The following is a 15,306-nucleotide window of genomic DNA, read 5'->3' on the forward strand; positions in this document are numbered from 1 at the left end:
TGGCAGACCATGGCGTCGCGGCGGCAACACCCACGCCTCCCGGCCCGCGCCTGATGCGGGCCTCCGAGGTCGACCGCGACTATCCGGCCGACGCGCCGCTCGCCGAGGTACTGGCCTGGACCCGCGCCTTCCTGGCGCGCGCCCATCCGGACCTTGGCCGCAAGGGGCCGGTTTGCCCCTTCGTGCCGATCGCCCTGGCGCAGGACAGCATCTGGCTGGCCGAAATCAACGACCCCGCACCCACCCTGGAAAGCATCGCGGCGATCATCAGCGCCTACCGCGACCTGTTCCTCGCCACGCCGCCAACCGACGGCCCGGACTCGATCAACAAGGCCTTCATGGTGCTGTTCCCCAACCTGGGTGCGGAAGGCGCCGCCGTGGTCGACCAGGTGCAGTACCAGCTCAAGCGCGACTTCGTCGAGATGGGCCTGATGCTGGGCGAATTCCACGCCCTCAACGAGAGCGCGGGCCTGCGCAATCCCGACTTCCGCCCCCTGCGCAGTCCCATCCCCATCCTGGCGATTCGCCACATGGTCGATTCCGACCTGCCGTTTTTGCTGCGCGACGGCTACCCGGCCGAGTCGCGCGCCGCCTTCCTGCGCTCGTATCTGTACCGCCTGGCCGGCAGCCTGGCACCGGCCAAGTTGGAGCAGGCCATCGACGGCGTGATCGAAGCCGAGATCGAACGACGCAGCAACCACGCGTTGCGCAGCGACGGCGCCGCGCTGGCCACGCTGCCGCAACCACCGGACCTGAACGGCGAGCTGCCAATCGGCGCCGCGTCCACGACCGCCGGTCTGTTCAGCGGAGCACAGCCATGAGCGCCCGCCTGCCAACCACGCCGCAGGACGGCCAAGCGGACCACCAACTGCACGACCACGCCGGTGCCGAACAACGCATCGCCATTGTTGGCGGCGGCCTGGCCGGCTCGCTGCTGGCGCTGGCGCTGGCGCGGCAAGGCCACGGTGTCGACGTGTATGAACGGCGGCCCGACCCGCGCCGCCAGGACGGCGCCGCCGGCCGCTCGATCAACCTTGGCCTGTCCAAGCGCGGCATGCAGGCCTTGGCCATGGTCGGCCTGCTCGAACAGGTGCTGGCGCGCGCCGTGGTGATGCGCGGCCGCGTCATTCACGCGCCGGACGGTTCGACCCGCTACCAACCCTATGGCCGCGACGCCGGCGAGGTGCTGCACTCGGTCGACCGCAACGAGCTCAATCGCCTGCTGCTCGACCAGGCCGAAGCCCATCCCGGCGTGCGCCTGCACTTCGAGCACCGCCTGCTGCGCGCCGACAAGGCCAGTCGCGAGCTGGAACTCGACACTCCGCACGGCAAGGTGACAGTGCGGCCGCTGTGGGTGGCCGGCGCCGACGGCGCCTTCTCCAGCATGCGGCGCGAACTGCAGCACGGCGAACGGGCCGACTACCAGCAGGAGTATCTTGAGTGGGGCTACAAGGAGCTGACCCTGGCGCCGCTGGCGGACGGCGGCTCGGCCATCGAGCTGACCGCGCTGCACGTGTGGCCGCGCAGTCACTGCCTGTTCGTCTCCCACCCCAACCTGGACGGCTCGCACACCCTGACCTTGTTTTTGCCGCACGAGGGCGAGGAGAGCTTCGCCACCGTGCGCACGCCCGAGCAGGTGACGGCGCTGTTCCAGCGCTACTTCCCCGACCTGCAAGCCATGCTGCCCGGCCTGCTGGAGCAATGGGCCAACCACCCAACGGGTTCGCTGATCACCACCCGCACCGCGCCGTGGCGCTTCGGCGACTGGGCCGTGCTGCTGGGCGACGCCTGCCATGCCGTCTATCCCTTCTACGGCCAGGGCATGAACTCGGCCTTCGAGGACTGCTGCGTGCTGATGGCCGCGCTGGCGGCCCAGCCGGCCGACCGCGCCGCCGCCTTCAGCCAGTACGAGCTGACGCGCCGGCCGCACACCGACGTGCTGGCAGAACTGTCGAAGGCGAATTTTGTCGAACTGCGACAGAAGGTGCAGTCGCCCTGGTTCATCGCCCGCAAACGGCTCGACCTGGCGCTGAACCGGCTGTGGCCCCGTCGCTGGCTGCCGCTGTACACCATGATCGCCCATTCCACCATGCCCTACGGCGAGGCCCTGGCCCGCTCGCATCGCCAGGAGCGCCTGCTGCGCACCGTTCTGGTCTGCGCGCTGGCCGCCGGCGGCGTCGGACTGGCAGTCGCCGCGTTAGGAGTCCCGGCATGACAACCCATCCAAGCATCACCATCGAAAGGCGCGTCGTCGCCCTGCTGCTGGCCGCCTTCTTCGGCCTGTTCGCGGCGGTCGGCTGCAGCGCCTTCGTCCGTCCCGACTCGTCCTGGGCGGCGCTGGCCCTGCTGCCGCTGCTGGCCGCGCTGCTGTGCAACGGTTCCCTGGCGCGCCGCCTGCCCACCGCATGGGACGGCTTATGGCGCGGCCGCCCCCTGCTGTGCGCGCTCTGGCTGCTGCTGGCCATGGCCGCCTTGGGCCGCAGCGCCGGCGTCGGCCTCTACATGGCCGACCCGCAGCGGCCGCAGGCCTCGGCCATCTGGTTCGACCCGTTCTACGTCAACCACAGCTGCCTGTCGGGCTACTGGAAGGCGGCCGAATTGAGCCACACGCCGGGTGTCAACGTCTACCAGGAGAAGCCGTACGAGGGCAAGGAGGACAGGTTCAAGCTGGACGAGTACCTGTATCCGCCGCAGTTCCTGCTGCTGCCGCGCGCCGCCGGCGCCTTGCTCGGCACGCCATCGAGCAACTTCCTGCCGCTGCGCGCGTTGTGGTTCGCGCTCGACGCCACGCTGCTGGCCGGCGCCATGCTGGCCCTGTGCGGCTGGATAGGCGGCGGCGCCGGACGCCGCGCGGCGCTGCTGCTGCCGGCCGTCTGGCTGGCGCTGCCGACGCTGATCACTCTACAGACCGGCAATTTCCAGCTGCCCGCCATCGCCTTGTCGGTGCTGGCCATGCTGCTGTTCCAGCGCGGCCGCGCACTGGCCGGCGGCGCCCTGCTGGCGGTGGCGATGGTGAAGATCTTCCCCGCCATCCTCTGCGCCTACCTGCTGTTCACGCGGCGCTGGCGCGCGCTGGCCTGGAGCGTGGCCTTCTCGCTGCTGTTCCTGGCGGCCGCTTGGGCCTTGCTGGGCGCCCGGCCCTTCCTCGATTTCCTCGGCTACGAGCTGCCACGCATTGCCAGCGGCGAGCTGTGGGCCTGGCTGGAACTGGAGGGCTTGGAGGGTGTGGTGGCGATCAACCACTCCGTGCCCGGCCTGGTCTTCAAGCTGCGCCTGCTCGGCCTGCCCGGCATGGACCATCACATGATGGCCAACGTGGCCTGGGCCTGGTCGCTGGCGCTGCTGGCGATCGCCTGGCTGGCGGCGCGCCGCAGCGCAAGCGACGCCACGGCCACAGCCACGGCCAGAACTACTGTCGGAGCCAAGCCGGCCACCAATGCCAACGCCACCGATGTCGCCAACGCCGCCACCCCTGCGGCGCGGCTGCGGCAGGCGGCGCTGTGGATCGCCCTGATCGGTTTGGCCGCGCTGCGCAGCCCGTTCACGCCGGACGACTACGCGCTGTTCCCGGCCCTATGGCTGTGGTGCCTGCTGGCCGCCGCGGCGCCCGCCGGTGCCGCCGCCGGCGCCGCGCTGGCCCTGTTGTGGCTTGTACTGGCGCCGGTCATGCCATTCAGCCAGGTCGCGCCGGCCCAGCTGCCGGCCCTGCTGGCGCTGTCGACGGCCAGCCAATTGGCCGCGCTGGCGCTGTGCCTGTGGTTTGCCTTGCGCCGTCCGGCCGACCTGGCGAGCGCCACGCGCCGAACACAAGACGCGAGTAATACCGCCACCTCCTCCTTCCCATCCGCCGCCGCCATGTCGCGAGCGCGGACTGATTCCTGATATAGAAAGCGACCATCCAATGCAAACCTTCCAACCCGCCCACTTGCGCCGCACCTTGCTGCCCGCGCTGCTGTTGCTGGCCTCCGCCCTGACCGCCTCGCTGAGCCATGCCGCCGACGACAAGCTGCGCATCCCGCGCGCCAGCCGCGCCCCGGCGCTGGCCGACTATGTCAACGGCGTGCCGGCCGACGCCGGCGCGCTGGTCACCGGCTTCCGCCAGTTCAAGCCGGGCGACGGCCAGCCCGCCTCGCTCGAGACGCGCGCCTACCTGTCCTATGACGACCAGAACTTCTACGCCGTCTTCGTCTGCAAGGACGATCCCAAGCAGGTGCGCGCCCGCATCGCCCGGCGCGAGGACCTGCCCGGCGACGACGCGGTGCAGCTCGACCTCGACACCTTCCACGACAAGCAGCGCTCCTTCCGTTTTTACGCCAACCCCTACGGCGTGCAGATGGACGCCAAGCACACCGAGGGCGTCGGCGACGATTTCAACTTCGACACCCAATGGCGCTCCGACGGCCAGTTGACCGCCGACGGCTACGTCGTGCTGATGGCGATTCCGTTCAAGAGCCTGCGCTTCCGCAGCGCCGACGTGCAGGACTGGGGCATCGCGCTGGGCCGCATCGTGCCGCGCCTGAACGAGTTCTCCTACTGGCCCTACATCACCCAGCGCCAGGAGGCCTTCGTGCCGCAGATGGCCAGCGCCGAAATCGCCGCGCCGGTCTCGGCCGGCCGCAACATCCAGCTCAACCCCTACGTCTACATGGGCCGCAGCCGCGCGCTGGACGCGGCCGATCCGAGCCGTCCCGGCTGGCGCCACGACAACAAGAACCAGGCCGGCCTGGACACCAAGTTCGTGCTGGCCGACGCCTTCGCCGTCGACCTGACCTTCAACCCCGACTTCAGCGAGGTCGAATCGGACGAGCCGCAGGTCATCATCGACCAGCGCTACGAAGTGCAGTTCCCCGAGAAGCGCCCCTTCTTCCTGGAGAACTCCGGCTTCTTCGCCACGCCGCAGCCGCTGTTCTTCTCGCGCCGCATCATCGACCCGCAGCTGGGCGCCCGCGTCACCGGCCGCACCGGCGACTGGTCGCTGGGCGGCCTGCTGATGAACGACCAGGCGGCCGGCAAGCTGGTGCCGTTCGGCGATCCGGCCTATGGCAAGGACGCCCGCATCAGCGTGGCGCGCGCCCAGCGCGACTTCTCGGCCGACTCCAACGTCGGCGCGCTGTTGACCGACCGCCGCATCGCCGGCCACGCCAACACGGTGGCCGGCGCCGACGTGCGCTGGAAACTCAACGACAACTGGGTGCTGACCGGTCAGCTGGCCGGCAGCCGCAGCAGCGAAACCGGCGCGCCCGACGCCACCGGCAACCTGGCCTTCGTCGAGGCGCTGCGCTCGGACCGCGACTTCAACTACAGCGGCCAGTACCTCGACGTCTCCAGCAAATTCGCCAGCGACCTGGCTTTCGTGCCGCGCGCCGACATCCGCCAAACCACCCAGAGCGCCAGCTACCTGTGGAATCGCGGCGACGGCGGTTGGCTGGTCAGCCACGGCCCGAGCATCAAGGCGATCGGCACCAAGGACCACGCCAGCGTGCTGCAGGACTGGTCGACCGACGCCTGGTACAGCGTCAACGGCCTGCGCAGCACCACCTTCGAGGCGCACAAACTGGACGCCTACGAGCTCTACGCCGGCCTGGACTTCCGCAAGAGCGGCTTCCAGCTGGCCGCCAACACCGAGTGGTTCCACTGGCTGCAGGGCTGGGTCAAGGTCGGCCAGAACGACGTCATCAACTACGTCCCGGCGGCCGGCCTGGCGCCCTTCCTGGGCGACGCGCGCAGCGTCTCGGCCAACCTGAAGTTCACGCCGCATCCGCAGTTCCGCATCGAGCAGACGCTGTTCTGGAACGACCTGCGCACCAAGGACGGCGCGGCCGGTTACGCGGCCGGCAGCAACGTCTACCGCGAACTGCTGTCGCGCACCAAGTTCAACTACCAGCACAGCCGCTTCCTGACCGCCCACCTGATCCTCGACTACACGCGGCTCGACACCAACAGCGCCCTGACCGCGCTGCCCGGCGGGAAGCAGCTGACCGCCGACCTGCTGTTCAGCTATCTGCTCAGCCCCGGCACCGCGCTGTTCTTCGGCTACACCGACCGCCAGGAAAACCTGCGCCTGAGCGGCAATCCGCAGATCCTCGAACGCACCCGCGCGCTCGACCTGCACACCGGCCGCAAGTTCTTCGTCAAGCTGAATTACCTGTTCCAACTGTGACCATGAGCGCCATGCAAATCATCGTCCCCATGTCCGGCTTCGGCGAACGCTTCCGCCGCGCCGGCCACCGGCTGCCCAAGCCGCTGATCGAGGTCGACGGCAAACCGATCATCGCCCACGTGATCGGCATGTTCGACGCCGACTGCGAATTCATCTTCGTCTGCAACCAGGAGCACCTGGCCGAGCCGGCCTACCGCATGGCCGAAACGCTGCGCCGCTGGTGCCCTCAGGGCCGCATCGTCGCCATCGCGCCGCACAGCCTGGGGCCGGTGCACGCCGTGCTGCAGGCGCTGCGTCAGGCAACCCAGTTGATCGATCCGGCGCGGCCGGTGCTGCTCAACTACTGCGACTTCTGCTGCTATTGGAACTGGCAGCATTTCAAGCAGTTCGTCGCAGCCAACGCCTGCGATGGCGCCATCCCCGCCTACAAGGGCTTTCATCCGCACACGCTGGGCAGCACCAACTACGCCTATCTGCGTGAAACCGAGGGCTGGGTCGAGGCGATCCAGGAGAAGCAGCCCTACACCGACAACAGGATGGAGGAATACGCCTCCAGCGGCAGCTACTACTTCGCCAGCGGCCGGCTGATGGAGGAGGCGCTGCGCGGCGCCGTCGAGCAGCAGTTGACCGTCGGCGGTGAATACTACGTCAGCCTGGCCTACCGCCCGCTGTTGCAGGCGGGCCGCCGCATCGCCGTGTATCCGCTGCAGCACTTCATGCAGTGGGGGACGCCGCAGGACCTGGCCGAGTACCAGGGCTGGTCGGCCGCCTTCGCCCGTCTGGTGCAAGGCCCCGAGGCGGCGCCGTCGCCCGCCGGCGCTGTGCTGCTGCCGATGGCCGGCATGGGCCAGCGCTTCGTCGACCAGGGCTATGCGCTGACCAAGCCGCTGATCGAGGTGTCCGGCCGGGCCATGGTCGAGCAGGCGCTGCGCGACCTGCCGCCGGCCGCGCAGCACTGCTTCGTGCTGCGCGCCGACATGCCGGGCCACGACGAGATCGCCGCCGAGCTGCGCCACAGCCATCCCGCCGCGCAGATCGTCAGCGTGGCGGCGCTGACCGAGGGCCAGGCCTGCACCGCCCTGCTCGGCGCCGAGGCGCTGCTGCGGGCGCCGGCCGAAGGCGGCAACGGCGACAGCAGCGACAGCACCAACAGCACCAGCAGCGGCGGCCCGCTGACGGTCGGCGCCTGCGACTTCGGCATGCTGTACGACGCGGCGGCGCTACAGGCGCTGCTGGCCGATCCGGCGGTCGACCTGATCGTCTGGGGCGCGCGCGGCAACGCCAACGCCATCCGCCGGCCGCAGATGTTCGGCTGGATAGACGCCGACCAGCAGGGCCGCATCCGCCGCATCTCGGTCAAGACGCCACTGGCCGCGCCGGCCAGCGATCCCATCGTACTGGGCGCCTTCACCTTCCGCCGCGCCGACGACCTGCGCCGCCTGGTCAAGCTGCTGGTCGCCCGCGACGGCCGAATCAATGGTGAGTTCTACCTCGACTCCTGCATCAACGACGCCATCGCGCTGGGGCTGGACTGCCGCCTGTTCGAGGTCGACCACTACCTGTCCTGGGGCACGCCGGACGACCTGCGCACCTTCGAGTACTGGCAGTCCTGCTTCCACAAATGGGACGGCCACCCGTACACGCTGGAGGGCGACGGCCGCGTCCCGCCCGCCAAGGTGGAACAACTGGCGCGGCGCTTCCGCGCCAGCGTGCCGGCCGCGCCGGGCCGCCACCAGCCGGCGCCAAGCCTGACGCCGGCGCGGCTGACGGAGCCGACATGAGATTCTCCCTCGTCATCCCTTGCTATAACGAGGCCGCCAACCTGCCGCTGCTGCTGGAACGCTGCGCGCCGCTGGGCCGCCTCGACGGCGTCGAGGTGATCCTGGTCGACAACGGCTCGACCGACGCCAGCGCACAGGTGCTGGCCGCGCTGCTGCCGGCCTGCCCCGGCTGCCGCAGCGTGCGGGTCGAGCGCAACCAGGGCTACGGCCACGGCATCCTGGCCGGCCTGGCTGCCGCCAGCGGCGAGATCCTCGGCTGGACCCACGCCGACCTGCAAACCGATCCGCAGGACGCGCTGCGCGGCCTGGCCCTGTTCGAGCGCCACGGCGACGCCATCTTCGTCAAAGGCCGCCGCCACGGCCGTCCGCTGGCCGACGTGCTGTTCACGGCCGGCATGAGCTGCTTCGAAACCCTGCTGCTGCGCGCGCCGCTGTGGGACATCAACGCCCAGCCGACGCTGTTCCCACGCCGCTTCTCCAACAGCTGGCGCGCCGCGCCGGACGATTTCTCGCTCGACCTGTACGCCTACTATCAGGCGCGCCGGGCCGGCCTGGCCGTGCACCGCTTTCCGGTGCGCTTCGGCCAGCGCGCCCACGGCGTGTCGCACTGGAACGTCAACTGGGCCGCCAAGCGCAAATTCATCCAGCGCACCGTCAGCTACAGCCTGCAACTGAAAGCCGCATTGAAACCATGAACCTGATCTCACACCGCCGCAACACCCTGGCCCAGCTGCGCGACACGCCGCCGCATTACGGCGTCGAAATCGACATCCGCAGCCACGGCGAACAACTGATCCTGCAGCACGACGCACTGACGCCGGGCGAGCCGCTCGAACCCTGGCTGGCCGAATACCGCCACGGCACGCTGATCCTCAACGTCAAGGAGGAAGGCCTGGAGGCGCCGCTGATCGACTTGATGCGCAGCTACGGCATCAAGGACTACTTCTTCCTCGACCAGTCCTTCCCCTTCCTGGTCAAGTGGGCGCGCGCCGGCGAACGGCGCTGCGCGGTGCGCGTCTCCGAATACGAATCCATCGACACCGCGCTGGCCCTGGCCGGACAGATCGACTGGGTCTGGGTCGACTGCTTCACCCGCTTCCCGCTGGACGGCGCAGCCGCGCTGCGCCTGCGCCAGGCCGGCTTCAAACTGTGCCTGGTGTCGCCCGAACTGCAGGGCCGCGAGGCCAGCGAAGGCATCGCCTCCTTGGCGGCCCAGCTAGCCGAACAGGGCATCGTCGCCGACGCGGTCTGCACCAAGCGGCCGGACCTGTGGCGCGAGCCATACCAAACGGCGGCGCAACCATGAGACGTTTGTTCACCCATCCGCTGTTCGGCATCGGCCTGGCGCTGCGTCTGCTCATGATGGCCCTGCTGGTGCCGAAGGCGGCCGCCGAGTGGTACGCGCCCTTCATGGACGCCAGCGTGGCCCACTTCTCGCTCGATCCCTGGGGCGCCTTCCTGGCCCAGGGCGGCGCGCCGCAGGCCTTCCCCTACGGCGTGGCGATGTGGCTGCTGCTGTTGCCCTTGACCGCGCTGGCCAAGCTGGCCGGCTTCGGCGCCCTGCACGCCTACGCCTTCAGCCTGATGGCGGCCGACTGCATGCTGCTGCTGCTGTTGCGCCGCCTGCTGCCCGAGCGCGACGGTCTGCTGCTGGCGTTGTACTGGTTGTCGCCCATCGTGCTGCTGGCCACCTACGGCCTGGGCCTGAACGACCTGGTGCCGACGCTGCTGCTGACGGCGGCGCTGTGGCGCACCCGCCAGCGCCGGCTGTTCCAGGCTGGCGCGCTGTGCGCGGCGGCGGTCTCCGCCAAACTGAGCATGGTGCTGGCGCTGCCCTTCTTCCTGGTCTACCTGCTGCGCAACCGCAGCCTGCGCGCCGCGCTGCCGGACTACCTCAAGGGCGGCGCGCTGGCCGGCGCCTTGCTCGGCCTGCCCTTCCTGGCCTCGCCGGCCGCGCTGCGCATGCTGCTGCAAAATCCGGAGATGGGCAAGGTCTACCAGTTCGCCCTGCAAGTGGGCGGCGACACGGTGCTATACGTGATGCCGCTGGTGTATCTGCTGACGCTCTACCTGGCCTGGCGCGTGCGGCGCATGAACTTCGACCTGTTCAGCGCCCTGCTCGGCCTGGGCTTCCTGCTGGTGGTGCTGTTGACACCCGCCTCGCCCGGCTGGTTCCTGTGGCTCGTGCCGACCTTGGTGGCCTACCAGATGGGCAGCGGCCGCATGGCCATCGCCCTCAGCACGGCCTTCGCCGCCTTGTTCGTGCTGGAGAACCTGCCGCTGCCGGCCCTGTCGACATTGGCGACGGCGGCAATGCCGGCGTCGGCCCTGCAACTGCCGCTGCTGCCGCTGCGCCACACCGTGCTGACCGGCCTGGGCATCGTGCTGGCGCTGCGCATCTGGCGCGAGACGGTAGGCTCGAACGACTACTTCCGCCTCAGCCGCAAGCCCTTCGTGATCGGCATCGCCGGCGACTCCGGCGCCGGCAAGGACACCCTGGCCGAGTCGCTGCGCGGCCTGTTCGGCGGCCACTCGGTGGCCCACCTGTCCGGCGACGACTACCACCTGTGGGACCGGCAGAAACCGATGTGGCAGGTGATGACGCATTTGAGCCCGCTGGCCAACGACCTCGAATCCTTCGCCACCGACCTGCTGGCCCTGAGCGACGGCAAGGCCATCCTGTCGCGCCATTATGACCACGGCAGCGGCAAGATGAGCCGCCCGCAGCACGTCGCCAGCAACGACTTCATCATCGCCAGCGGCCTGCACGCGCTGTACCTGCCGGTGCTGCGCGAATGCTACGACCTGGCCATCTACCTCGACATCGACGAGAGCCTGCGGCGCTACTACAAGCTGCAGCGCGACGTGCTGGTGCGCGGCCACAGCGCCGAAAAGGTGCGCAGCTCGCTGGCCCAGCGCGAGCCTGACTCGGCGCGTTTCGTCCGGCCGCAGGCCCGCCACGCCGGCCTGGTGCTGGCGCTGCAGCCGGTCCAGCCCAACCTGCTGGAGGGGCCGCTGGGCAGCGAGGCGCCGCGCGTCAGGCTGCTGGTGCGCTCGCGCCAGGGCCTCAACGAACTGTCGCTGCGCCGCGTGCTGGTGGGCGTATGCGGCCTGCACGTCGACCTGAGCATGGACGGCGAGGCCAGCGAAATCACCCTCACCATCGAGGGTGAGGCCAGCGCGGAGGACATCGCGATGGCGGCCGCCATGCTATTCCCGCGCATCATGGAATTCCTCGACATGCGGCCGCAATGGCGCGAAGGCGCACTCGGGCTGATGCAGTTGATCGCATTGGCACATATTAACCAGGCGCTCAGTCGGCGCCTGCTTTGGCAGACATCATCATGATTAAAATATCCAACGGCGATCGCTTCGACCGCGTCCCCAACGCCATCCTGTTCGACACCGACAACACCCTGTACCACTACGACCCGGCCCACGCGCTGGCGATGAGCGCGGTGCGCGACAAGGTCGCCGCCACCTTCTCGATCGACCCGGCCGACTTCGACCGCGCCTTCGCCACCGCCCGCAGCGAGGTCAAGGCGCGGCTGAAGGACACCGCCGCCTCGCACAGCCGCCTGCTGTACCTGCAGCGCATGCTGGAGATCATCGGCCTCGGCTCGCAGGTGCTGCTGGCGCTCGACCTGGAACAAACCTACTGGCGCACCTTCCTCGGCAAGGCCGTGCTGTTCGACGGCGTCAAGGAGCTGCTCGACGACATACGCCTGCTCGGCATCCCGACCGCCATCGTCACCGACCTGACGGCGCAGATCCAGTTCCGCAAGATGGTCTACTTCGGCCTGGACCGCTACTTCGACTACATCGTCACCAGCGAGGAAGCCGGCTACGACAAGCCGCACGGCGCCCAGTTCGAGCTGGCGCTGGAGAAGGTGCGGCCGAGCGGCGATTGCATCTGGATGATCGGCGACAATCCGGTCAACGACATCGGCGGCGCGCGCCGGCGCATCGACGCCGTCACGCTGCAAAAGCTGCACCAGGGCGTGCAGCCGGGCCAGGGCGAGAACGCCGCCGACGCCGTGTTCGACGAATTCGGCCAGGTGCGCCGCCTGCTCGGCCGGCTTGGGCAATTGGGCCAACCGGGAGCGACGCATTGAACGCGCCCGCCGCACGCGGCACCGGCGAGGCCGCCGTCGTGGGCCAGCGCGCCACGCTGAGCGACTACTGCGCCAGCATCGGCGCCGAGCCGCTGCTGGTGCAGGGCGCCGGCGGCAACGCCTCGTGGAAGGACGGCGACACCTTGTGGGTCAAGGCCTCCGGCACCTGGCTGGCCGAGGCGCGACAGCGCGACATCTTCGTGCCGGTCGACCTGGCGCATCTGCGCGGCGCCATCACCAGCGGCCAACTGGACGTGACGCCGCGCCCGCTCGGCGACAGCGGCCTGCGCCCGTCGATCGAAACGCTGCTGCACGCGCTGCTGCCGCAGCCGGTGGTGCTGCATCTGCACGCCGTCGAACTGCTGGCCCAGTTGGTACGGCCCGGCTTCGCCGAGCGCCTGCGCGGCTTGCTGGCGAGCCAGACGGAAACGCTGCCGGCCTGGCTCGCGCTGGGCTACCACAAGCCCGGCCTGCCGCTGGCGCGCGCGGTGGCCGACGGTCTGCGGCGCCAACCCGACACACAGATCGTCTTCCTGCAAAACCACGGCGTGGTGATCGGCGCGGCCGACGCCGAGGCGGTGGACGCCATCCTGCGTCGGCTGCTGCGGCTGTGCGCCACGCCGCCGCGCCGCGTCGAGCCCCAGGTCCAGGCTCAGGTCCAGGCCCAGGTCCAGGTCCAGGCCGGGCCGCCGATAACGCCGCCCAGCGCCGCCGACGGCGCGCCCATGCAAGCGGTGGCGGACGCCGGCGTGCAGCAATTGGCGCTCGATCCGCAGTTGTACCGGCGGCTGGCGCGCGACTGGGCGATCTGCCCCGACCACGTGGTGTTCCTGGGCGCCACGCCGCGCTGCCACGACAGCGTCGCCGACTTCCTCGCCACGCAAGCGGCCTGCCGCCACGCGCCTTGGCCGGAGCTGCTGTTCATCGGCGCCGCCGGCGTCTACACGGCGGTAGACTTCAGCGCCGCCAAGCTGGCGCAGTTGCGCTGCTACTACGACGTGCTGGCGCGGCAGGACCAGCACACCCCGCTCACCGTGCTGGACCAGGCGCAGCTGGCCGAACTGCTCGATTGGGACGCGGAAAAGTACCGTTTGGCACTGTCACGATGATGTGCCGTTCAAGCCTCACAATTCCATAAAAAGGAATAATCTATTCCAATTAATCGCTATTCTTAAGAAAATAGGAATCGTCTACAGTGGCTCCATTCGCTGCACCAGCAGACGAAACCACCAAATCACCGCCCAAGAATGGAGCCACCATGAACCGCATCGCCATCCCTACCGTAGAGCAATCCCCCGCCGCCTCGCTGCCGCTGTTGGAGGCCGTCAACAAGCAACTCGGCGTGATCCCCAACCTGATGAAGCTGGTCGGCAACAGCCCGGCCGCGCTGGAGGGCTACCTGTCGCTCAGCGGCGCGCTGGGCAAGGGCGTGCTGAGCGCCGCGCTGCGCGAACGCATCGCCCTGACCATCGCCGAGTACAACGGCTGCGACTACTGCCTGGCCGCCCACAGCTACCTGGGCAAAAACCTGGCCAAGCTGAGCGACGAGGAAATCAACGCGGCGCGCGACGCCCGTTCCGCCGATCCGAAAGCCGAGGCCGCGCTGCGCTTCGCCCAGCGTGTCGCCGCCGAGCGCGGCCGCATCGGCGAGCAAGACCTGGCGGCGCTGCGTGCCGCCGGCTACGACGCCGCCGCCACCGTCGAGATCGTCATCAACGTGGCCCTCAACGTGTTGACCAACTACATCAACAACGTCGCGCAGACGGAACTTGACTTCCCCGCCGCCGCGCCAAAAGCGGCCTGATCCGGGGCCGCAGGCGGCCCGTTCCACAGCCAAAAGCGTGCCTTTAAGCACGCTTTTGGTCTGCGCACGCGGCGCCCCGTCAAGCCGGCCCGGCCGTTTGATATGGCACAGCACCACGCTTGCGCCCGCTCCTAGACTGGTCTTGCCGGCCGCGATTTCGCGCCGGATAAAACCAACGGAGACAAGCATGGAAATCCAAGACGACACCGAAACACTGCGCAAGTTGTTCGACCAGGTCAACCCCGGCATGGGCGAGGTCGAGTCTATCCACAAGGCGGAGCTCGACGCCGAGCACGCGCTGGCGCTGATGGCCAACCCGAAAATGGCGCTGAAAAGCATGGGCATTCCGGTCAGCGACGCCTCGCAGGTCAACATCACCATGAAGAACCGGGCCAACCGCGACGCCGGCAGCGTGATGGACGCCGCCACGATGACGGCGACCAGGGCCGCCCAGTTGCGCCGCATCATCGTCATCATCATCCACTACAGCAACTGCGACGCCGACATCATCATCATCGCCACCCGCTGAACAGCGCCGCGGCACCGGCGCGCGCAGCGGACGCGCCGGCCGCCGGCAGGCTCAGCCCGTCTCGGGTACAATGCAGCCTCTTCTGTTAGACGCATGGCACGCCACTACGCGCGCCGCTACAGTCGGCCCGCCACCGGCCCGCCGACGCCATCAAAAATTATGAAATCAATTTCCCTGCTCGCCTTGGCACTGGCCATCGCACACGGCGGCGTTGCCGCCAAAGAAACCCCCGAACCCGGCCGCACCTGGAACACCTCCGCCGAACTGGGCGCCATCACCACCTCCGGCAACACCGTCGGCACCTCCGTCACCGGCAAAATCGACGCCCGCCAAGAGCTGGAGGACTGGAGCAACGAATACGTCCTCAGCGGCTATTTCAAGGAAGACGAGAACACCCAGGACGACGGCAGCAAGGTGCGCGAGCGCTCGGCCGAGCGCTTCTCGCTGTCGGCCAAGGCGGCCTACAAATTGGTCGAGGACGGCGCCAAGCTGTTCGCGCTGGCCTCCCACGTCGACGACAAGTTCGGCGCCTACACGCGCTATTCGACACTGGGCATCGGTTACGGCGCGCGCTGGCTGAAGACACGCGACAAGAGCATCGACGCGGAAATCGGTCCCGGCTACTTCAAGGGCATGCGCGCCACCGGCGAGCTGGAAAGCGGCATGACGGTGCGTGGCGCGGCCACGCTGAAATGGCAGTTGAGCGATTCGGCCGCCTTCGCGCAGGCGATCAGCGTCGAACGCGGCACCTCGAACACCCACTCGATGGCCGAGACCTCGCTGCGCACCAAAATCAACGGCACCATGCAGATGAAGGCTGCCTTCAGCGTGCGCAACGACACCAGCGTGCCCGAGGACAAAAAGAACACCGACTCGCAAACCTCGGTGACCTTGGTCTACTCGTTCTAAACGTCGCC

At 68.9% G+C, this 15,306-nt stretch carries 13 protein-coding genes; all 13 read left to right on the forward strand.

Going from position 1 to position 15,306, the window contains the following annotated elements; all coding sequences use genetic code 11:
- Window positions 1–53: 53 nt before the first annotated feature.
- The 13 genes from H7U20_RS09515 (at window position 54) to H7U20_RS09575 (ending at window position 15,298) form a co-directional block, all read left to right on the forward strand.
- On the forward strand, window positions 54–821 hold the full coding sequence (locus H7U20_RS09515) for a DUF6875 domain-containing protein (RefSeq protein ID WP_233410617.1): 768 nt from the start codon (window positions 54–56) through the stop codon (window positions 819–821).
- Window positions 818–2,215, forward strand: a complete 1,398-nt coding sequence (locus H7U20_RS09520; protein WP_199758919.1) for an FAD-dependent oxidoreductase — start codon at window positions 818–820, stop codon at window positions 2,213–2,215. The genes H7U20_RS09515 and H7U20_RS09520 overlap by 4 nt, the downstream gene beginning before the upstream one ends.
- Complete coding sequence (locus H7U20_RS09525; protein WP_199758920.1) at window positions 2,212–3,882, forward strand: glycosyltransferase family 87 protein; 1,671 nt, start codon at window positions 2,212–2,214, stop codon at window positions 3,880–3,882. Before H7U20_RS09520 ends, H7U20_RS09525 begins: the two co-directional genes overlap by 4 nt.
- Before the next feature lie 19 nt (window positions 3,883–3,901).
- Window positions 3,902–6,160 (forward strand): carbohydrate binding family 9 domain-containing protein, encoded by a 2,259-nt coding sequence (locus H7U20_RS09530; protein ID WP_199758921.1) that lies wholly within the window; start codon window positions 3,902–3,904, stop codon window positions 6,158–6,160.
- Window positions 6,161–6,171: 11 nt separating this feature from the next.
- A complete protein-coding gene (locus H7U20_RS09535) occupies window positions 6,172–7,941 on the forward strand; it encodes an NTP transferase domain-containing protein (RefSeq protein ID WP_199758922.1) in 1,770 nt (589 codons plus the stop codon).
- A complete protein-coding gene (locus H7U20_RS09540) occupies window positions 7,938–8,636 on the forward strand; it encodes a glycosyltransferase family 2 protein (RefSeq protein WP_199758923.1) in 699 nt (232 codons plus the stop codon). The genes H7U20_RS09535 and H7U20_RS09540 overlap by 4 nt, the downstream gene beginning before the upstream one ends.
- Complete coding sequence (locus tag H7U20_RS09545; RefSeq protein WP_199758924.1) at window positions 8,633–9,247, forward strand: phosphatidylinositol-specific phospholipase C/glycerophosphodiester phosphodiesterase family protein; 615 nt, start codon at window positions 8,633–8,635, stop codon at window positions 9,245–9,247. The genes H7U20_RS09540 and H7U20_RS09545 overlap by 4 nt, the downstream gene beginning before the upstream one ends.
- The gene (locus tag H7U20_RS09550) at window positions 9,244–11,289 is read left to right on the forward strand and encodes a uridine kinase (protein WP_199758925.1); all 2,046 of its coding nucleotides are present in this window, start codon (window positions 9,244–9,246) and stop codon (window positions 11,287–11,289) included. The genes H7U20_RS09545 and H7U20_RS09550 overlap by 4 nt, the downstream gene beginning before the upstream one ends.
- Window positions 11,286–12,056: an HAD family hydrolase gene (locus H7U20_RS09555; RefSeq protein ID WP_199758926.1), complete on the forward strand. Its 771-nt coding sequence runs from the start codon at window positions 11,286–11,288 to the stop codon at window positions 12,054–12,056. The genes H7U20_RS09550 and H7U20_RS09555 overlap by 4 nt, the downstream gene beginning before the upstream one ends.
- Entirely contained in the window at window positions 12,053–13,165 is a 1,113-nt protein-coding gene (locus H7U20_RS09560) for a class II aldolase/adducin family protein (protein ID WP_199758927.1), read from the forward strand. The genes H7U20_RS09555 and H7U20_RS09560 overlap by 4 nt, the downstream gene beginning before the upstream one ends.
- Window positions 13,166–13,314: 149 nt before the next feature.
- Window positions 13,315–13,860 (forward strand): carboxymuconolactone decarboxylase family protein, encoded by a 546-nt coding sequence (locus H7U20_RS09565; protein ID WP_199758928.1) that lies wholly within the window; start codon window positions 13,315–13,317, stop codon window positions 13,858–13,860.
- Between the two features lie 187 nt (window positions 13,861–14,047).
- Entirely contained in the window at window positions 14,048–14,389 is a 342-nt protein-coding gene (locus H7U20_RS09570) for a hypothetical protein (protein ID WP_199758929.1), read from the forward strand.
- A 159-nt stretch (window positions 14,390–14,548) separates the two neighbouring features.
- Window positions 14,549–15,298 (forward strand): DUF481 domain-containing protein, encoded by a 750-nt coding sequence (locus H7U20_RS09575; protein ID WP_199758930.1) that lies wholly within the window; start codon window positions 14,549–14,551, stop codon window positions 15,296–15,298.
- Window positions 15,299–15,306 lie beyond the last annotated feature (8 nt).

Source organism: Rugamonas violacea (assembly GCF_016461825.1).
Classification (GTDB): Bacteria; Pseudomonadota; Gammaproteobacteria; order Burkholderiales; family Burkholderiaceae_D; genus Rugamonas.